Genomic DNA, 18,937 nt, shown 5'->3' on the forward strand with positions numbered 1-18,937 from the left:
GCTAATGATTTTAGGTGAATTTAACTGACTGAATAGCGCCGTATTCTTTCTGAAAATATCAATGATTGTGATATTAATGGCTGCGCCGCGGGCAGGGCATCCGCGGCGGCGTCGGGCGGGGATTACAGCGTTTTCAGCATGGTGACTTCGCAGTCGCCGTGGCCGGTGTGGCCCATGGCGTGGTCGATATGGACAAAGCCGAGGTGCTGATACAGGCCGACGGCCTGCGTCAGGCTGGCGGTGGTTTCCAGATAGCAGCGCAGGAAGCCCTGCTCGCGGGCGAACGCCAGCGCCTGCAGCGCCAGCCGCTTCGCCAGCCCCTGTCCGCGCAGCGCCGGCAGGAAGTACATTTTCTGCAGTTCGCACACGTCCGCTTCGCCGCCCGGCAGCGGGGCAACGCCGCCGCCGCCGGCCACCTGGCCGTTCAGCTCCACCACCCAGTAGGCGCTGCGCGGCCGACTGTACAGCTGGTACAGCGCATCCAGATCCGGGTCGGAAACGGTGTAGCCCTTGTCCGCAGTGAGGCCGTGCTCGGCGGACACCTCGCGGATCACCTGGGCGATGGCGGCGTTATCGGCCGCCGCGATGGGGCGCACCCGCAGGCGCACGGGAGTTGCGGTTGTCATGTTTACTTTTGCCATCCAAAAGAGATCGTCGTTGTTTTTATTCCAGCAGCAAGCGCACCGGGAATATTTCCCGGTGGAGCGTCCGTGCGCGATTGATAGTCTGTAATAACACTGAAGCCGGGGCGGATGCAACGGCGAAAAAAAACAGCGGGGGTTAACCCGCTGTGCAAAGTCGTCTGATAGTCCGAGATACTCGGGCCTAGCGCACCGAGGGGCGCTTCGGCGGCTGGCGCCGCTACGGCCCCATCGGCATGCTCTCCCTAATAATCAGCTTTACCGGTTATCTGACTGACGGGCGCACGCAGCGGCGCCCGCGGGATTACAGCGCGGCGATGGTCGCCTGCTGCTCTTGCAGTTTCACCTTGCCTTCCTTGCAGGCCGCCAGGCGATCGCGCTCTTTGGCGACGACCGCTTCCGGCGCGCGCGAGACAAAGCCTTCGTTCGACAGCTTGCCTTCAATCGCGGCGATCTCGCCGTCCAGCTTGGCCATCTCTTTCGCCAGGCGCGCAATTTCCGCGTCCTTGTCGATAAAGCCGGCCATCGGGATCAGCAGTTCGGCGCCGTCCACCAGCTTGGTGACGGAAACCGGGCCTTTCTCGCCGGCAGGCAGCAGCGCGATGGATTCCAGACGCGCCAGACGGGCGATAAAGTTCTGGTTCTCCTGCACGCGGCGCTGGGCGTCGCCGTTAGCGTTGCGCAGCAGCACTTCCAGCGTTTTGCTTGGCGCGATGTTCATCTCGGCGCGGATGTTACGCACCGCGATGATGGCCTGCTTGATCCACTCCAGATCCGCCAGCGCCTGCTCATCTTCCAGCGCGCTGTCGTAGGCCGGGAACGGCTGCAGCATGATGGTATCGGCGCTGATGCCCTTCAGCAGCTTGACGCGCTGCCAGATGGTTTCAGTGATAAACGGAATGATCGGGTGCGCCAGACGCAGCAGCGCTTCCAGCACGGTGATCAGCGTGTTGCGCGTGCCGCGCTGTTCCGCTTCGCTGCCGTTGCTGATAACCGGCTTGGTCAGCTCCAGGTACCAGTCGCAGAACTGGTTCCAGGTGAACTCGTACAGAATGCCGGCGGCGATGTCGAAGCGGTAGCTGTCCAGCGCGTCGCGGTAGGCTTTCACCGTACGGTTGAATTCCGCCAGGATCCAGCGGTCCGCCAGCGACAGCTGCATTTCGCCGCCGTTGAAGCCGCAGTCGTGCTCTTCGGTGTTCATCAGCACAAAGCGGCTGGCGTTCCACAGCTTGTTACAGAAGTTGCGGTAGCCTTCCAGACGCTTCATATCCCAGTTGATGTCGCGGCCGGTGGAGGCCAGCGCCGCCAGGGTAAAGCGCAGGGCGTCGGTGCCGTGCGGTTCGATACCGTTCGGGAACTGCTTCTCGGTGCGCTTGCGGATTTTCTCCGCCAACTGCGGCTGCATCATGTTGCCGGTGCGTTTTTCCAGCAGATCTTCCAGCGAAATGCCGTCGACCATATCCAGCGGGTCAATGACGTTGCCCTTGGACTTGGACATCTTCTGCCCTTCGTCGTCGCGGATCAGGCCGGTCATGTAAACAGTGTGGAACGGTACCTGCGGCTTGCCGTTTTCATCTTTGATAAAGTGCATGGTCAGCATGATCATGCGGGCGATCCAGAAGAAGATGATGTCGAAGCCGCTGACCATCACGCTGGTCGGGTGGAAGGTTTTCAGCGCGTCGGTCTGCTCCGGCCAGCCCAGGGTGGAGAAGGTCCACAGGCCGGAAGAGAACCAGGTGTCCAGCACGTCTTCGTCCTGGCTGAGCGCCACGTCCGCCGCCAGGTTGTTGTCGCGGCGCACTTCTTCCTCGTTGCGGCCGACGTATACTTTGCCGTTGGCGTCGTACCAGGCCGGAATGCGGTGGCCCCACCACAGCTGACGGGAGATACACCAGTCCTGAATGTCGCGCATCCAGCTGAAGTACATGTTTTCGTACTGCTTCGGCACGAACTGAATATCGCCTTGCTCAACCGCTTCCACCGCCACTTTCGCCAGCGGCGCGGTGCGCACGTACCATTGGTCGGTCAGCATCGGTTCGATGACCACGCCGCCGCGGTCGCCGTAAGGCACGGTCAGGTCGTGCGGTTTGATTTCGTCCAGCAGGCCGAGTTCTTCAAAAGCGGCCACCACGGCTTTACGCGCCGCGAAGCGCTCCAGGCCGCGGAACTGCGCCGGGATATCGCTGCTGTAAACGTCGCTGGCTTCGCCCAGGGTATCGAACACTTCCGCTTCCTGACGAATATCGCCGTCGAAAGTCAGAATGTTGATCATCGGCAGGCCGTGGCGCTTGCCCACTTCATAGTCGTTGAAGTCGTGCGCCGGGGTGATTTTCACGCAGCCGGTGCCTTTTTCCATATCGGCGTGTTCATCGCCGACGATGCGGATGCGGCGGCCCACCAGCGGCAGCATGATCTCTTTGCCGATCAGATCCTTGTAGCGCGGATCTTCCGGGTTTACCGCCACGCCGGTGTCGCCCAGTACGGTTTCCGGACGGGTGGTGGCGACGATCAGGTAGTCTTTACCTTCAGCGGTCTTCGCGCCGTCGGCCAGCGGATAGCGCAGGTGCCACATGGAACCTTTGGATTCGCGGTTTTCCACTTCCAGATCGGAGATGGCGGTGCGCAGTTTCGGATCCCAGTTCACCAGGCGCTTGCCGCGGTAGATCAGGTCTTCATTGTACAGGCGGACAAACACTTCCTTCACCGCGTTGGACAGGCCGTCGTCCATGGTGAAGCGCTCGCGCTCCCAGTCGACCGAGTTGCCGAGGCGACGCATCTGACGGGTGATGGTGCCGCCGGATTCCGCCTTCCACTGCCAGATTTTGTCGATAAACGCGTCGCGGCCGTAGTCGTGGCGGGTTTTGCCTTCTTCCGCGGCGATTTTACGCTCCACCACCATCTGGGTGGCGATGCCGGCGTGGTCGGTGCCCGCCTGCCACAGGGTGTTTTTACCCTGCATGCGCTGGTAGCGGATCATGGTGTCCATGATGGTCTGCTGGAAAGCGTGACCCATGTGCAGGCTGCCGGTGACGTTCGGCGGCGGGATCATGATGCAGAAGCTTTCCTGGCTGGTGTCGCCATTGGGCTTGAAGTAACCTTGCTCTTCCCAGTGGTCGTACAGTTTCTGTTCGATCTGGGACGGGTTATAGGCGGTATCGAGCTGACTGTTTGTCTTTTCCATTTTATTTCGTAATTCAGTGAGTTGGCGGCGTTGCCGTGGTCAAGTGGAAGCCGACGCTGCGATAGGCTTTGTATCGGTCGCGCGCCAACTGTTTTAAGGTTTCTTCATAAGGGACAAAGTCTACCACTTCATGGAAAGCGGTGGCAAAGTCCGCAAACTGCGGCAGCAGGGCGATCAGCAGATCGCGCGGGGCGTTGCCGCGCTTGCCGGGCCAGCACAGTTCCACCGGCGCGCCGTAGTGCGGCCCTTCGCCGGCCAGGTTGTGCGGCACAAACTGGTGCGGGTCGCGCTGCCACAGCGCTTCATCCAGCCGGATGGCCTGTTCCTGACTTTCACAGGCGACCAGCACCCGCTTGCCGGCGCGGAAGGCGTCGGCGGCTACGGTGCAGGCCACGGCCTCGTGCGCGCTCAGCGCGCCCGCCGGGTCGGCATTGTCGAGCAAGTAAAACGTCGCCTGTTTCATGATGGATCCACCGCTGCCGATAAAAAAAACAGGGCACAACGTGTCGGTTGCGCCCTTGTTAGGGAACGGGGCAGATAACGCTGCCCCTTCGCTGCTGAGAGAATTATATACCCAATAGATTTCAAGTTGCAGCCAACAACGCTGCGGCTTGAAAGCAAAGGGGCATTATTCGTCGCCGTTCAGCCCGGAGCGGTTGAGCAGGAACTGCGACAGCAGCGCTACCGGACGGCCGGTCGCGCCTTTGGCCTTGCCGGAGCGCCAGGCGGTGCCGGCGATATCCAGGTGCGCCCAGCTGTACTTGCGGGTAAAGCGCGACAGGAAGCAGGCGGCGGTGATGGCGCCGCCCGGACGGCCGCCGATATTCGCCATATCGGCGAAGTTGGAGTCCATCTGCTCGTAGTATTCGTCGGCCATCGGCAGACGCCACGCGCGGTCGCCGGCCTGCTCGGACGCGCCGATCAGCTCGTGCGCCAGCGGGTTGTGGTTCGACATCAGCCCGGTGATATGGTGGCCGAGCGCGATCACGCAGGCGCCGGTCAGGGTGGCGATATCAATCACCAGCTCCGGTTCGAAGCGCTCAACGTAGGTCAGGGTATCGCACAGCACCAGACGGCCTTCGGCGTCGGTGTTCAGCACTTCCACCGTTTGGCCGGACATGGTGGTCAGCACGTCGCCCGGACGATAGGCGCGCCCGCCCGGCATGTTTTCACAGCCCGCCAGTACACCGATCACGTTCAGCGGCAGCTTCAGCTCCGCCACCACGCGCATCACGCCGTACACCGTCGCCGCGCCGCACATGTCGTATTTCATCTCGTCCATGCCTTCGCCCGGCTTAAGCGAGATGCCGCCGGAGTCAAAGGTCAGGCCCTTGCCGACCAGCACGATAGGCTTAGCGTCCGGGTTCGGATTGCCCTTATATTCCATCACCGACATTAATGATTCGTTCTGCGAACCGGCGCCGACCGCCAGATAGGCGTTCATGCCCAGCTCTTTCATCTGCTGCTCGCCGATCACGCGGGTGGTGACGTTGGTGCTGAAGGCGTCCGCCAGCTGGCGCGCCTGCGAGGCCAGATAGCCGGCGTTACAGATGTTCGGCGGCATATTGCCGAGATCTTTCGCCGCCTTGATGCCGGAGGCGATCGCCAGGCCGTGCTGAATGGCGCGTTCGCCGCTGGTCAGTTCACGGCGGGTCGGCACGTTGAACACCATTTTGCGCAGCGGACGGCGCGGCTCCACCTTGTTGCTTTTCAGCTGGTCGAAGGTGTACAGCGTCTCTTTGGCGGTTTCCACCGCCTGACGCACCTTCCAGTAGGTGTTGCGGCCTTTGACGTGCAGCTCGGTCAGGAAGCAGACCGCCTCCATTGAGCCGGTGTCGTTAAGGGTATTGATGGTTTTCTGAATCACCTGCTTGTACTGGCGTTCATCCAATTCGCGCTCTTTACCGCAGCCGATAAGCAGGATACGTTCGGAGAGGATGTTAGGCACGTGGTGCAGCAGCAATGTCTGGCCGACCTTGCCTTCCAGTTCACCACGGCGCAACAGGGCGCTGATATAACCATCACTGATTTTGTCGAGTTGTTCTGCGATAGGCGACAGGCGGCGCGGTTCGAAAACGCCGACTACAATACAGGCACTGCGCTGTTTTTCCGGGCTACCGCTTTTTACACTGAACTCCATGCACTCTCCTGAATCTTAAAGACAAAGGCGGGAGGTACGGCTAGAATGACCAGCTCCGTAACGATCTCCCGCCGTTGAGTTAACCAAAGTATGTTAACCTGAACGGCGTAAATTGTTCTGTTTTGGCGACTATAGGTATGTTCCTATAGGGCACCCAAACGGCTTGATGTTGTAATACTATTTTAGCTGTGAAGGTTGCCATATGATGAGAATAAATGGCGGATTAGCGAAGAAACTATCGATTTTCCTGCAAAAAGACAAGTTTTCACAGGCGTAATAAGCGTGATTATCATTAGATATCTGGTACGGGAAACGCTCAAGAGCCAAATCGCGATCCTGTTCATCCTGCTGCTGATCTTCTTTTGTCAGAACCTGGTCAGGGTGTTAGGCGACGCGGTGGACGGCGATGTCCCGACAAATTTAGTATTATCCCTGCTCGCTCTGGGCGTGCCGAAAATGGCGCAGCTCATTCTTCCGTTAAGCCTGTTTCTTGGCTTGTTGATGACGCTTGGACGGTTGTACACCGAAAGTGAAATTACGGTGATGCACGCCTGCGGCCTGGGCAAACGCACCCTGATTATCGCCGCGATGGTGTTGGCGCTGTTCACCGCCGCCGCCGCCGCCGCCAACGTGTTCTGGATCGGCCCGTGGGCTTCCAGCCATCAGGATGAAGTGATTGCCGAAGCCAAGGCCAACCCGAGCGTGGCCGGGCTGGCGGAAGGGCAGTTCAAGCCGTCGCAGGACGGCAACTCGGTGCTGTTTATCGGCAATGTCAAAGGCAATACCTTCAATGACGTGTTCCTGGCGCAGCTGCGGCCGAACGGCAACCAGCGCCCGTCGGTGGTGGTGGCGGAACATGGCCGGATTAACCAGACGAAAGACGGTTCACAGGTGGTGACGCTGGATAAGGGCACCCGGTTTGAGGGCACCGCGCTGCTGCGCGACTTCCGCATTACCGACTTCAGCGACTACAAGGCGGTGATTGGTCACCGCGCCGTGACCATGGACAACACCGAGGCCGAGCAGATGCCGATGAGCATGCTGTGGCAGTCCGACGAGCAGGAGGCGCGCGCCGAGTTCCACTGGCGTCTGACGCTGGTGGTCTCCGTGGTGCTGATGGCGCTGCTGGTGGTGCCGCTCAGCGTGGTGAACCCGCGTCAGGGACGCGTGCTGAGCATGCTGCCGGCCATTCTGCTGTATCTGATCTTCTTCCTGCTGCAGACGTCGCTGCGTTCCAACGCCGGCAAGGGCAAGCTGGACCCGATGCTGTGGATCTGGCTGGTGAATGCGGTGTACTTTGCGATCGCGCTGGCGCTCAACCTGTGGGATACCGTGCCGATGCGTAAGCTGCGCGGACGTCTGAGAGGAGCAGCCTGATGTTTGGCGTATTAGACCGCTATATCGGTAAAACCATCTTCAACACCATTATCATGACGCTGTTCATGCTGGTGTCGCTGTCCGGCATCATCAAGTTTGTCGATCAGCTGCGCAAAGTGGGGCAAGGGGAGTATTCGGCGCTGGGGGCAGGGGTCTATACCCTGCTGAGCGTGCCGAAGGACATTGAAACCTTCTTCCCGATGGCGGCGCTGCTGGGCGCGCTGCTGGGGCTGGGGCAGCTGGCGACGCGCAGCGAACTGGTGGTGATGCAGGCCTCCGGCTTTACGCGGCTGCAAATCGCCGGCTCGGTGATGAAAACCGCTATTCCGCTGATGCTGCTGACCATGGCGATCGGCGAGTGGGTGGCGCCGCAGGGCGAGCAGATGGCGCGTAACTACCGGGCGCAGCAGATGTACGGCGGTTCGCTGCTGTCCACCAAGAGCGGCCTGTGGGCGAAGGACGGCACCGACTTTATCTATATCGAGCGGGTTTCCGGTAAAAACGAGCTGTCCGGCGTTAATATCTACCACTTTAACGACCAGCGCCGGCTGGAAACGGTGCGCTATGCCGCCACCGCCAGCTTTGAAGACGGCGTGTGGAAACTGTCGCAGGTGGATACCTCGGACCTGACCAATGCCAAGCAGGTCACCGGCACCCAGACGCTGAGCGGGGAGTGGAAGACCAACCTGACGCCGGATAAGCTGGGCGTGGTGGCGCTGGATCCGGACTCGCTCTCCATCAGCGGGTTGCACAACTACTCCAAATATCTCAAGCAGAGCGGCCAGGAAGCCAGCCGCTATCAGCTGAACATGTGGAGCAAAATCTTCTCGCCGCTGTCGGTGGCGGTGATGATGCTGATGGCGCTGTCGTTTATCTTCGGCCCGCTACGCAGCGTGCCGATGGGGGTGCGGGTGGTGACCGGCATCAGCTGCGGCTTCCTGTTCTACGTGCTGGACCAGATCTTCGGCCCGCTGAGCCTGGTGTACAGTATGCCGCCGGTACTGGGCGCGCTGCTGCCGAGCCTGCTGTTCCTGTCGGTCAGCGTGTATATGCTGCTTAAGCGTAAATAACGCGCGTCTGATCACGCAAAAGGGTCGAAGCTTGCTTCGACCCTTTTTTGATCCCCGCGGCCGACAGGCCGGTGGAGAATTACATCTGCGAGAAGGTGTTCATGATGATGCCGCCGCCAATGATCAGCGCCATGGCGAAGATGGCCGGCAGGTCGGGCTTTTGCTTATAGAGCAGCATCGACACCGCGGTTACGCCAACGATGCCAAAGCCGCACCACAGCGAGTAGGCCACCCCTACCGGCATATAGCCCATCGCCCGGGTCAGCGCGAAGTAGCACAGGCAGTACGCGCAGATCACCAGCAGCGAGGGACCGAACTTCTTAAAGCTGTTGGTTTTTTTAATCATCGAGGTGCCGGTGATTTCGGCGCCGATCGACAATGCCAGCCACAGAAAGCCAATATTAAACATGTGCCGCTCCCTTACTCTGACTCTGACGAGCCCATTTTAGAAAACAGGTTCATAATCACGATGCCGCTGGCGATAATCGCCATGCTGATCATCGCCGGGACATCGGGGTGCTGACCGTAGAACACCATCCCCAGCGTCGATACCAGCAAAATACCGGTGCCTGACCAGGTCGCGTAGGCCAGGCCGACGGGGATGTATTTCACCGCGTTGGACAGGGCGTAGTAACAGGCGCAATACAGCACGACGATAAGGCCCAGCAGTAAGGTTTTGGTGGCGCCCTCGCTGTTATCAAACATCTTTAAGGTTGAGGTGGCTGAGGTTTCGGACGCTATCACCAACAACATCCACAGCCAGGACTTCGCTTTCGATGACATACTCTGCTTCTCCTGATAAATGATGATTTCCATAAAGTTGGGGAATATTTTTTTTGGTTATTGGTTTCCTCGTTGGTATTCCAGCGCCAGATCGGTCAGCCTGGCGCCCGGCGGGCAATGGCCGTTGCGCTGCTTAAGTTCGCTGAGGGTGATATAGCCGCCGGTTTCCGCCACGGCGTCGGCGGCGGTTGCGGGCAGCGGCGTCGGCGACAGCATCTGTTCCAGACTGCAGAACTGAATGCCGCGCTGCGCCAACCGGGGCAGATTGTCCGCCAGCGAGTGGGCGTCCTGATTGCCGCCCAGCCCTTTTAGCCGGTTTAACTCGCTGTGCGGATTGCAGTTGTAATCCAGCGCCAGCACCGGCGTGTTGTGCAGCCGCGCCAGCTGAATGCAGCGTGCGCCAGCGGACTGAAACAGGTCGTGAGCGACTTCCGCCGCGGTGGCAAAATCCAGGAAGGGCGCGATGACGCGGTCGATATTGTCCAGCGCGCCGACCTGCTCTATCTCCGCCGGCGTGACGACGGGGCCGAGCTGCCGCCAGGCGTCCGCCGGATGGACAGCCTGCGCGCCGTCGGCAAACAGCACCTGCGGCGCGAAGTGACGACAGTGCTGCAGACGCGCCAGGATAATGTCGTGGTAGCCGTCCGCGGCGTTGAGCAGCAGCAACAGCCGCGGCCGCATGCGCATCAGTACCGCGTCCACAATCCGTTCGATGGTTTCGTCCTGCATCATCGTCTCTCCTCAGTCGGCCAGCGTGACGCTGTCGCCGGAGGCCAGTCCGGCGGCGTTGGCCTCATCGGTGTCGATGTGCAGCTCCAACGCAAAACTTTCTTTCACGCGCACCACCACCTGATCAAAGACCAGCGCACGCTGGCCCGCCGTTTTGACCCGCACCGCCTGCCCGTTGCTGACCCCCAGCCGGGCGGCGTCCAGCGGCGACATATGGATATGCCGCTGGGCGCAAATCACCTGCGAACGCAGCGCGACATAGCCCGCCGGGCCGGCCAACATCGCGTCGCCGGATCCCTGCAGCTGGCCGGACTCGCGCACTGGCGCTTTCACCCCGAGGGTAAAGCAGTCGGCCTTGGATATTTCCAACTGGGAAGCCTCCCGCGCCGGCCCCAGCACCCGCACCTTGCCGATCGAACCTCTCGGCCCGACGATGGTTACGCACTCTTTGGCGGCGAACTGCCCCGGCTGGCGCAGTTCCTTCAGTGGCGTCAGCCGGTAACCGGGGCCGAACAGCGCCTCGATATCCGGCTGCGACAGGTGGACATGGCGGTTGGAGACGCCAACCGGGATCGTCATCGCCGACGACAGCGGCTGCGCCTGCGCCAGGTTGTGCCGCACCTTTTCCAGTAACGATGCTTTAAACATAGGGTTGTTCCTAACTGTTAAGAGACGCTGCCGTTATTTCTGATCCTTTTTGCCGCCTGCACGGTTCTCGGCGCGCGCGGGCTTCGCTTCGGCGGCCGGCGGCGGGGTTTCCTCCGGTTTGGCGGCAGGGGCGGCGGTGACGGTCGGCTTGACGGCATCGTCGTCGGCAGACGGCGTCAGGGCATTGCCGGCGAGATCGTTCAGCAGCGCCACCACCCGTTCGCCCGGACGGGCGATAACCAGCCGGCCGCGGATAAACGTCGGCTGGCCGACGGCGGCAACGCCGCTGTCTACGGCGCTCTTCACCGCGCTGATCTCGCCGCCGAGGAACACGTTGACCAAACCGGCGCCGATCTTCTTATAACCCAGCAGCGTGACCGAGGCGGATTTACAGGCCGCATCGGCTGCCTGGATGGCGGCGGTGAGGCCGTAGGTTTCAATGACTCCCAGGCTTAACTTCATGTGATTCTCCTTAGTGCCTTACCAGTCTGATGTCGAAATCGAAGCGTTGGAAAAACGCCGCCAGTTGATCCAGCTCCTGCTCGCTGTAGCTGGGGTCGTGCTGAACGGGATAAATCATGTCGAGCCGGTCGTATTTGGTTGAGCCCAGTTGGTGGTAGGGCAGCACGTCGATGCGGCTGATATTGCCGCGGCGCGCCAGCGCGATGACATACTCAATCGCGCCGGTAATGGCGTCGTAGGAGTCGTTGTAACCGCGCACCAGCGGCATGCGCGCCACGACGTGCGCGCCAAGTTCCACCAGGCGCTCCAGGTTGCGCTTCACGCCTTCGTTGCCGATGCCGAACAGCTCACGGTGGCGTTCGGTGTCGATATGTTTGATGTCGAACAGGAACATATCGGTGCAGGTCGCCAGCTTTTCGTAATTGGCCAGCGGCGTGGTGCCGTTGGTCTCGATGGCGGTGTTGATCATCATCTTTTTGCATTCGGTCAGCAGCGCGACGGCGAAATCCGTCTGCATGCTCAGCTCGCCGCCGCCCAGCGTTACGCCGCCGCCGGAAGCGTGGTAAAAGTCGATGTCCTGCATGATGATGTCCAACAGCTCCCGCACCGTGACGTCTTTGCCCATGATGTCCAGCGCGTCGCTGACGCACACTTCTTCACACTTGCGGCAGCCGATGCAGTCGATCTGGCGGTCTACCCGGTGTTGCGGGTCGCCATGCGGGGTTTTAATCATCGAATGGATGCCTACCGGGCAGACATCGACGCACTGGCCGCAGTCAACGCACTTGTCGCGGGAGTACATCACCTGGAACTGGCTGCTCAGTCCTTCAGGGTTGGCGCACCAGGCACAGCGGATGTTGCAGCCTTTGAAAAAAATCAGGGTGCGGATACCGTTTCCGTCATAGATCGAGTATTTCTGGATGTTGAAAATGCGACCCTTTTTTTCCATGTTATCCATGGTTATCGTTACCTCATCTGTAGGGCGGTGGGATAACGCTTCCCTGCGTTATCCCCGGCGCAATATCAGAACTTCTCAATCACCGTACGGCTGATGATTTCGTCCTGAACCTCTTTGCACAGCTCCACGAAGTAGGCGCTGTAGCCCGCAACGCGCACGATCAGGTCGCGGTATTTCTCCGGCTCCAGCTGGGCTTTTTTCAGCACCTCGTTATCGACATAGCTGAACTGCATCTGGCCATTGCCGAGAATCGAAGCGGTACGCAGCAGGGTGATCAGCCCGTTCTTGCCTTCCGGGGTATCCAGCAACCCCTTGAGGAACTTGAAGTTGTGCACCATGCCGATGTTCATGGTCTCCACGTTCATCTTGCTGACGGACTTGATGATGGCGGTCGGCCCCTGCTTGTCCGCGCCCTGGGTCGGGCTGATGCCGTCGGACAGCGGCATCCAGGCCAGACGGCCGTTCGGCGTCGCCGCCGTCAGCTCGCCGATCGGCGTGTTGTTGGAGATGGACAGGGTGCCGTGGCTCAGGCGCGAGTAGAGCATCTTGTATTGACGGCACTCGCGTTCCGTCCACTCGGTGATGTCGAGGGCGAACTGATCCACGCTGTCGTCGTCGTTGCCGTACTTCGGCGCGTTCAGACAGTCGCGGCGCAGCTGTTCGTAACCTTCGAAGTTAGCCAGCAACGCATCGCGGATCTGCTCCAGGGTGTATTTACGATCTTGATACACCAGCTTGCGGATGGCGGCCATCGAGTCGACATAGGTCGCCAGACCCGAGAAGATCAGGCCCGGGCCGTGGTTGATCATCGCGCCGCCGGCGGCGACGTCGAGACCTTTCTCCATACAGCCTTCCACCAGCAGCGACATCAGCGGTTTCGGCGCCACGTCGCGGTGTACGCGCTGGCTGATTACGGTGCCGATGGCGGAGAGTTTGACGATATGCGCCACCTGCTCCTTCACCGCGCGGTCGAAGTCTTCATAGGTTTTCAGCGTATGCAGCTCGCCGGTATCCAGGCCCTGATAGCTGTCGAACAGCACCATGCGGCCGCGGTTGAGTACGAACTCGATGGCGATCGGCCACTGGGTGTAGCCGGTGGAGGTCCACTGATAGATGCGGCCCGACTTTTGCGGCTCCACGCAGCCCATCAGGCAGTAGTCGCGCGCGTCTTCAAAATCGAACCCCTTGCGCAGCATCATCTTGATGTGGGAATCATCAAAGTGACAGGCCGGGAAGCCCATGCCGGCTTTCACCACCTCGACGATTTTTTCCATATACTGCTGCGGCGACTGGTTGTGAATACGGCAGGCCAGCGACGGCTGGTACACTTTGACAAAGCGCACCGCATCCATAATCAGGTAAGTCAGTTCGTTACAGGCGTCGCCGCCGCTGCGCTTCTGGCCGCCCACGGTCAGGTTGATAAACGGCTGGTAGCCGGCGAAGTACTTGGCGCCCTGCTCGCTGGACATCCACATCAGCTCGGCGCACTTGATGATAAACGCCTGCATCATCTCCAGCGCCTGCTCCTGCGTCAGACGACCGGAGGCGATATCCGCCTGATACATCGGGTAGCAGTACTGGTCGAGACGCCCCAGCGACAGGCCGGTCTGGTTCTCTTCCACCTCAAACAGCGACTCTACCGTCCAGATGCTCTGCAGCGCTTCCTGCAGGGTCTGCGGCGGGTTGGCCGGCACGTTGTCGTTGGTTTCCGCAATGGTCAGCAACTCGGCACGCCGCGCCGGATCGTGCTCCTGAGACGCCAGCTCGCGCGCCTTGTCGGCGATGCGTTTGGCATAGTTCATCACGCCGTCGCAGGTTTCGATCGCCGCCTTGTAGAAGTAGATCTTGTCGATATCTTCCGGGTTTTCCATGCTCAGCGCGTTGAGGCGCTGCTGGGCGTCGGCCTTGATGCCGTTCATGCCCTTGGTGAACAGCAGGATGTCGTAGCCCGGGCAGGTATCGCCGCCGCCGTTGATCTGGTGGTAGGAGAGATCGCTGACAAAGGTTTCGCCGCTGAACGACCAGACGCCGGCCTCGCGGTACTGCGCCTCGCAGATCTCATCCAGCGAGCGGCCTTCCCAGAACGGTACGATCTGTTCGCGGATGATCTGCTTGTCTTCTTCGGCGATCTCGAACGGATCCTGCGGACGGGTGCTCATGGTGTCCAGCTCGTCCTTCACCCAGCGCCAGGCGATATCCGGCGAGAAGGCGCCGGCGCGCGGCTTACCGCACGGGTGGCCGACGATCAGTTCGTCCGGCTGGATCAGGATCGGCGCGCTTTCACAGGCGGCGCGGAACGACTTGGCGCGCAGCAGGATGGTCGGCAGGCCCGGGTTGTTCTTCGCCACTTCGGTAAAGGCCAGGGCGCGGTAGATGGAGACGCTCGGACGGGCGTCCAGATAGTTGTCGCGCAGGCGCTGCAGGCGCGGCGTCAGGCCCGGCATCAGCTGGCCGGCGGCCGGCGTCGGCTGCGCGCTGGCGGCGGCGTAGCGCTGGGCGTGGCAGACGGATTGGCCGCCAAACAGCCGGATGCGCAGCGCCGGGTTGATGCTCTCCAGGTTGCGGCGCGCGGCCAGCAGCATGGCGGACAGTTCGTTAATCACCAGCGCCGGGTCGTCAATGTTTACGCCGTGCAGCATGGCGTCAAACATCGGGTAACCGTCCTGCTCGCAAGGGGCGCGCACTTCTGACAGTTCGCTCAGTTTTAACCACAGGCATTCGACAATTTCATAGGCCTGCGCCGGGGTCAGAACGCCATGGGTAATATCGTGCTGGTAGAAGCCGTACAGCAATTTGTCGAAGCCGCCCGGGCTGACCGCGTAGCTGCCGTTTTCCAGGTGCAGCGCCAGCTGGAACAGATAGAACGCCTGGCACGCCTCTTTAAAGCTGCCTGCGCCCTGCGCCGGCACTTTTCTCAGGATGGCGGCGGTTTCGCGCAGCTCGGCCTGGCGGTAAGGGTGGCTTTCCACCGCGGCCAGGTTCTCCGCCTTATCGGCCAGCTTCTGCGCCAGATTAACGACGGCGTTACAGGCGTAGATCATTGCGCGGCACTGGTTGGCCTCATCCAACGCGCCGCGGCTGACTGCGCTGCCGATGCTTCTGGCGCGGTCTTCCATCTCGGCGCCGATAGCGTTCAGGCCTTTGGTGATAACCGCCAGATAGTCAGGCGATTTCTGGCCCGGCGCGGTAAAGGCGGAAGGGGTGCGCAGCTCGCTTTCGCTGTGGAAAATGGCGGCGCGCGGCACGGAGGACTGGCTGCCGACAATCAGCTCATCCGGGCCGATATAGCCGGGCAGTTTTTTCACCAGCTCATTGAAGCGCCGGGCATGGCGAACCTGGGCCGGCTGGCCGGCCACGTCGTCGTTCAGTGTCTCCAGCAGGCTGGCGCGTTCGGTGCTGATGGTGCTGTTCTGAGATAAAAAGCGTTCCGCCAGCTGCTGTACGCGCGGCGTCAGTGCATAGTGTGCCATGTTCAATCTCTCCTGATTCCTTCGCCTTGCACGTCGTCGCGCAAAGTCCGTAAGCTTGATGATGGGTCGTTGCCGTTACCGCCGCCGTGATAGGCGCGGCGCAGCATGCTCTCCAGGTCGGCGAGGCTGACCGCCCGCGGGTTGGTCGGCGTGCAGCTGTCATGCAGCGCCTGGTGCGCCATTTCACTCAGGCAGACCTGGAAGCGGTGCTCGTCCAGCCCGGCGGCGTACAGGCTGGCCGGCATGTTCATTTCCTGTTTCAGCGTGGCGATCGCCACCAGCAGGCTGTTAACCCCTTCGCGCGCAGTGGCGGCCGGCAGAGCCAGCAGGCGCGCCAGCGCGGCGTATTTCCGGGCGGCGGGGGTGGCGCACTCGCCGTCCAGATCGGCGTTAAAGGCAATGGCCTCCTGCATCAGCAGCGCATTGGCCCGCCCGTGCGGCACGCCGAACATGCCGCCGAGGGCGTGCGCCATGCTGTGGGTCACCCCGAGCGAGGCGTTGGTGAACGCCATGCCGGCCATGCAGGAGGCGTTATGCATTTTCTCGCGCGCCAGCATGTCGCTGCCTTGCTGGTAGCTGGGCAGCAGATGATGGAACACCAGCTGCACCACCTTCTCGGCCAGCGCATCGCTGAAATCGCTGGCGCGTCGTGAGACATAGGCTTCCAGCGCATGGCACAGTACGTCCATGCCGGTGTCGGCGGTAATCACAGGCGGCACCGACGCCACCAGCTGCGGGTCCAGAATGGCGACGTCGGGCAGCATAAACTCGTCCACCAGCACCAGCTTTTCACTGCGTGATTTGATGACGGAAAAGCTGGTGACCTCGGAACCGGTGCCGCTGGTGGTGGGGATTGCAACGAAGCAGGGGCGCGGACGCTCCTGGCGACAGTGCCACAGCGTGTACATCACCGCCTTGGCCGCATCAATCACCGAGCCGCCGCCCAGAGCGATAATCAGCTCGGGGTAGTCGTCGTCCATCATCTTCATCCCGCTGACGATGGCGGCGATATCCGGATCGGAGGCGACGCTGTCATACTGGCGGCAGCGCACCTGCTGCTGCTGGAGCAGACGCGTCACCTGCTGCGCCATCCCCAGCTTTACCATCGCCTGATCCGTCACCAAAAATGCCGAACGGCCGGGCAGATCCCGCAGCGCGTTCAGGGCATCCGCACCGAAATGGATTTTTGGCTTAATCAGAAATTCATTCATGCCTGCTTCCTCTTAACGCTCCCGGTGAACCTTCTCGACAATGGCGACGATCGACATGGCCTTGTAACGGTCTTTATTCAGCGCGAAATACTCCTCCACCAGCACCAGGTCATCCTCCCCGGCGCCGACGCTGTCGACCGCCACATAGGTCCGGTCCTTGATGGCCTGCAGGTCATCCCCCAGCGCCGTCACCAGCAGCAGATTGCTGCCGCGCAGTTCGTCGCTTTTCTGTGTGGCCACCACGTGTCCGGTCACCCTTGCGAGAATCATGGTTATCACCCTTTATCGATGTGTTACCGGGACATACGGCCAAGCACCGCTTTGATAATGTGCTCGACGTTCTCTTCGTTGATGTCGTTGGCCGCCTGCGACGCCGCTGCCGGGCTCACGGCGCCGAAACGGTCATCGGCCCGGGCGCTCGGCGGCTGTGGTGCGGCGGCCTGCGATCCCTGCTGGAAGCGCGAGTCGGCAAAAATGCTGGTGCTGTGATCCTGGCCGCGGCTTGGCCGTGAGGGATGACGCAGTTCTTCGATGCTGCGCACGCCGTAGCCGACCTTGCGGATGTTGATCAGGTTCAGCGGCCCGACGTTGTCAGAGGTGGAGCCGCCGCCGACGGCGCCGCAGCCGAGGGTCAGCGCTGGTATCAGGTTGGTGGTGGCGCCGATGCCGCCCAGCGCGGCAGGGGTATTGATCAGGATGCGGTGCACCGGTTTTTGCAGCGCAAACTCGCGGATCACCTGCTGGTTCTGCGTGTGGATCACCAGCGTATGCCCCAGACCTTCGTTGGTAAGCAGCTCAACCACGCGGTCGCAGGCGCGCATCCAGTCCTCTTCGATATACAGCCCCAGCACCGGGCAGAGTTTTTCGCGGGCGTACGGGTTGCTGCGCGATACGCTGTCCTGCAGGGCGACCAGCACCCGGGTGTCCGGCGGCACGTTGAAGCCGGCGCGCTCGCTGAGGTAGATCGCGGTTTTGCCGACGATTTCCGGGTTGATCATGCCGTTCGGCCGCAGCAGGATATTGGCCAGGCGGCGGGCCTCGTCGTCATTCAGGAAGTAGGCGCCCTGCGCCAGCAGCTCGCGGTGCACGTCCTGATAGATGCATTTTTCTACGATGATCGACTGCTCAGAGGCGCAGATCACGCCGTTATCGAAGGTTTTACTGGTAATGATGTCGCAGACCGCCTGCTTGATATCGGCGCTGCGTTCGATAAACGCCGGGCCGTTGCCCGGGCCGCCGCTGATGGTCGGCGTGCCGGAACTGTAGGCGGCGCGCACCATGCCTTCGCCGCCGGTCGCCAGGATCAGCGCCACGTCTTTGCTGTGCATCAGGGTTTTGGTGGCGTCCAGCGTCAGCTGGGTCAGCCCGTCGACGATGCCGGCCGGTGCGCCGGCCTGCAGGGCGGCCTGCTTGACGATTTCAATCGCCCGCTGGCTGCACTGGCGGGCGTTCGGGTGCGGAGAGAAGATAATCGCGTTGCCGGCCTTCAGGGCAATCAGCGTTTTGTAGAAAATGGTGGAGGTCGGGTTGGTGGAGGGCACCAGCGCCGTGATAACGCCCAGCGGTACGCCGACGTCCATCACCTTGCTTTCCTGATCGTCGTGCAGAATACCGACGGTTTTGATCGCTTTAATATGCGAATAAACTCTCTCGGAGGCGAAGATATTTTTTAATACTTTATCCTGCCAATTACCGAAGCCGGTTTCTTCATGCGCCAGTTTGGCCAACTCTTCCGCATGCTGCGCGGCATATTGCGCAATCTGCTTAACAATTTCGTCGATCTTTTCCTGCGAGTAGGCGGCAAATATTTTCTGCGCCTGCTTGGCGTGATGAATTAAATTTCTCGCCTGCTGAATAGATTGTAAATCCGGATCTAATGTCGTCATTAGTCTATTCCCCTGAATAGGAAATTAATAGGTACTCTCGGCGGTAGGGTAATAATGTCTATCTTGTTTTAATGCGTTCCCGGTTATTTTCAGGTTTTATGTTTGGCGGCGATTTTTTCAATATCGTTATGCGGACGGGCAATCACCCGCGAAGAGACCACGCAGCCGATACGCCCGGCGGCCTCAATGCCCGATTCCACCGCGGCGTTCACCGCGCCGACGTCGCCTCTTACCATCACGGTCACCAGGCCGGAACCAACGTTCTCATAGCCGATCAGCGCGATATTGGCGGCCTTGCACATGGCATCGGCGGCTTCAATTGCCGGCACCAGCCCTTTGGTCTCGATCAATCCGAGTGCGTCTTTCATCTACGGCTCCTGG

Annotated in this window: 17 protein-coding genes; 2 read left to right on the plus strand and 15 right to left on the minus strand. The window is 60.8% G+C overall.

Annotated features, from left to right (window positions below; translation table 11 throughout):
• Nucleotides 1–122: 122 nt before the first annotated feature.
• From I6G83_RS09305 to pepA, 4 genes are all read right to left on the minus strand, one after another.
• The gene (locus I6G83_RS09305) at nt 123–626 is read right to left on the minus strand and encodes a GNAT family N-acetyltransferase (protein WP_015670680.1); all 504 of its coding nucleotides are present in this window, start codon (nt 624–626) and stop codon (nt 123–125) included.
• A 319-nt stretch (nt 627–945) separates the two neighbouring features.
• Nucleotides 946–3,822: a valine--tRNA ligase gene (locus I6G83_RS09310; protein WP_054305260.1), complete on the minus strand. Its 2,877-nt coding sequence runs from the start codon at nt 3,820–3,822 to the stop codon at nt 946–948.
• 13 nt (nt 3,823–3,835) lie between these two features.
• On the minus strand, nt 3,836–4,285 hold the full coding sequence (locus I6G83_RS09315; RefSeq protein ID WP_054305259.1) for a DNA polymerase III subunit chi: 450 nt from the start codon (nt 4,283–4,285) through the stop codon (nt 3,836–3,838).
• Between the two features lie 165 nt (nt 4,286–4,450).
• On the minus strand, nt 4,451–5,962 hold the full coding sequence (gene pepA, locus I6G83_RS09320; protein ID WP_015670683.1) for a leucyl aminopeptidase: 1,512 nt from the start codon (nt 5,960–5,962) through the stop codon (nt 4,451–4,453).
• Between the two features lie 282 nt (nt 5,963–6,244).
• Between pepA and lptF the strand changes: the two genes are divergently transcribed.
• Both lptF and lptG read left to right on the plus strand, forming a co-directional pair.
• Entirely contained in the window at nt 6,245–7,339 is a 1,095-nt protein-coding gene (gene lptF / locus I6G83_RS09325) for an LPS export ABC transporter permease LptF (protein WP_054305258.1), read from the plus strand.
• The gene (gene lptG / locus I6G83_RS09330; protein WP_015670685.1) at nt 7,339–8,409 is read left to right on the plus strand and encodes an LPS export ABC transporter permease LptG; all 1,071 of its coding nucleotides are present in this window, start codon (nt 7,339–7,341) and stop codon (nt 8,407–8,409) included. The genes lptF and lptG overlap by 1 nt, the downstream gene beginning before the upstream one ends.
• Nucleotides 8,410–8,488: 79 nt before the next feature.
• On the opposite strand, the gene I6G83_RS09335 is transcribed toward lptG, so the two are convergent.
• The 11 genes from I6G83_RS09335 to I6G83_RS09385 form a co-directional block, all read right to left on the minus strand.
• Nucleotides 8,489–8,818, minus strand: a complete 330-nt coding sequence (locus tag I6G83_RS09335; protein WP_015670686.1) for a DMT family transporter — start codon at nt 8,816–8,818, stop codon at nt 8,489–8,491.
• Between the two features lie 11 nt (nt 8,819–8,829).
• Entirely contained in the window at nt 8,830–9,192 is a 363-nt protein-coding gene (locus I6G83_RS09340; RefSeq protein WP_054305265.1) for a DMT family transporter, read from the minus strand.
• 57 nt (nt 9,193–9,249) lie between these two features.
• Complete coding sequence (locus I6G83_RS09345) at nt 9,250–9,924, minus strand: hypothetical protein (protein WP_054305257.1); 675 nt, start codon at nt 9,922–9,924, stop codon at nt 9,250–9,252.
• A gap of 9 nt (nt 9,925–9,933) precedes the next feature.
• On the minus strand, nt 9,934–10,500 hold the full coding sequence (locus I6G83_RS09350) for a phosphate propanoyltransferase (RefSeq protein WP_138112032.1): 567 nt from the start codon (nt 10,498–10,500) through the stop codon (nt 9,934–9,936).
• 102 nt (nt 10,501–10,602) lie between these two features.
• Complete coding sequence (locus I6G83_RS09355) at nt 10,603–11,031, minus strand: BMC domain-containing protein (RefSeq protein ID WP_054305255.1); 429 nt, start codon at nt 11,029–11,031, stop codon at nt 10,603–10,605.
• Nucleotides 11,032–11,041: 10 nt separating this feature from the next.
• Nucleotides 11,042–11,989, minus strand: coding sequence for a choline TMA-lyase-activating enzyme (gene cutD / locus I6G83_RS09360; protein ID WP_054305254.1), 948 nt, complete (start codon nt 11,987–11,989; stop codon nt 11,042–11,044).
• 65 nt (nt 11,990–12,054) lie between these two features.
• On the minus strand, nt 12,055–15,459 hold the full coding sequence (gene cutC / locus I6G83_RS09365; protein ID WP_054305253.1) for a choline trimethylamine-lyase: 3,405 nt from the start codon (nt 15,457–15,459) through the stop codon (nt 12,055–12,057).
• A gap of 2 nt (nt 15,460–15,461) precedes the next feature.
• Nucleotides 15,462–16,670 (minus strand): 1-propanol dehydrogenase PduQ, encoded by a 1,209-nt coding sequence (locus I6G83_RS09370; protein ID WP_054305252.1) that lies wholly within the window; start codon nt 16,668–16,670, stop codon nt 15,462–15,464.
• A 12-nt stretch (nt 16,671–16,682) separates the two neighbouring features.
• Entirely contained in the window at nt 16,683–16,940 is a 258-nt protein-coding gene (locus I6G83_RS09375) for a EutN/CcmL family microcompartment protein (protein WP_015670694.1), read from the minus strand.
• A gap of 23 nt (nt 16,941–16,963) precedes the next feature.
• Nucleotides 16,964–18,556, minus strand: a complete 1,593-nt coding sequence (locus I6G83_RS09380; protein WP_054305251.1) for an acetaldehyde dehydrogenase (acetylating) — start codon at nt 18,554–18,556, stop codon at nt 16,964–16,966.
• An 89-nt stretch (nt 18,557–18,645) separates the two neighbouring features.
• A complete protein-coding gene (locus I6G83_RS09385) occupies nt 18,646–18,924 on the minus strand; it encodes a BMC domain-containing protein (RefSeq protein ID WP_015670696.1) in 279 nt (92 codons plus the stop codon).
• Between the last annotated feature and the right edge of the window lie 13 nt (nt 18,925–18,937).

This window comes from Serratia rubidaea (genome assembly GCF_016026735.1).
In the GTDB taxonomy this organism is placed as follows: Bacteria; Pseudomonadota; Gammaproteobacteria; order Enterobacterales; family Enterobacteriaceae; genus Serratia_B; species Serratia_B rubidaea.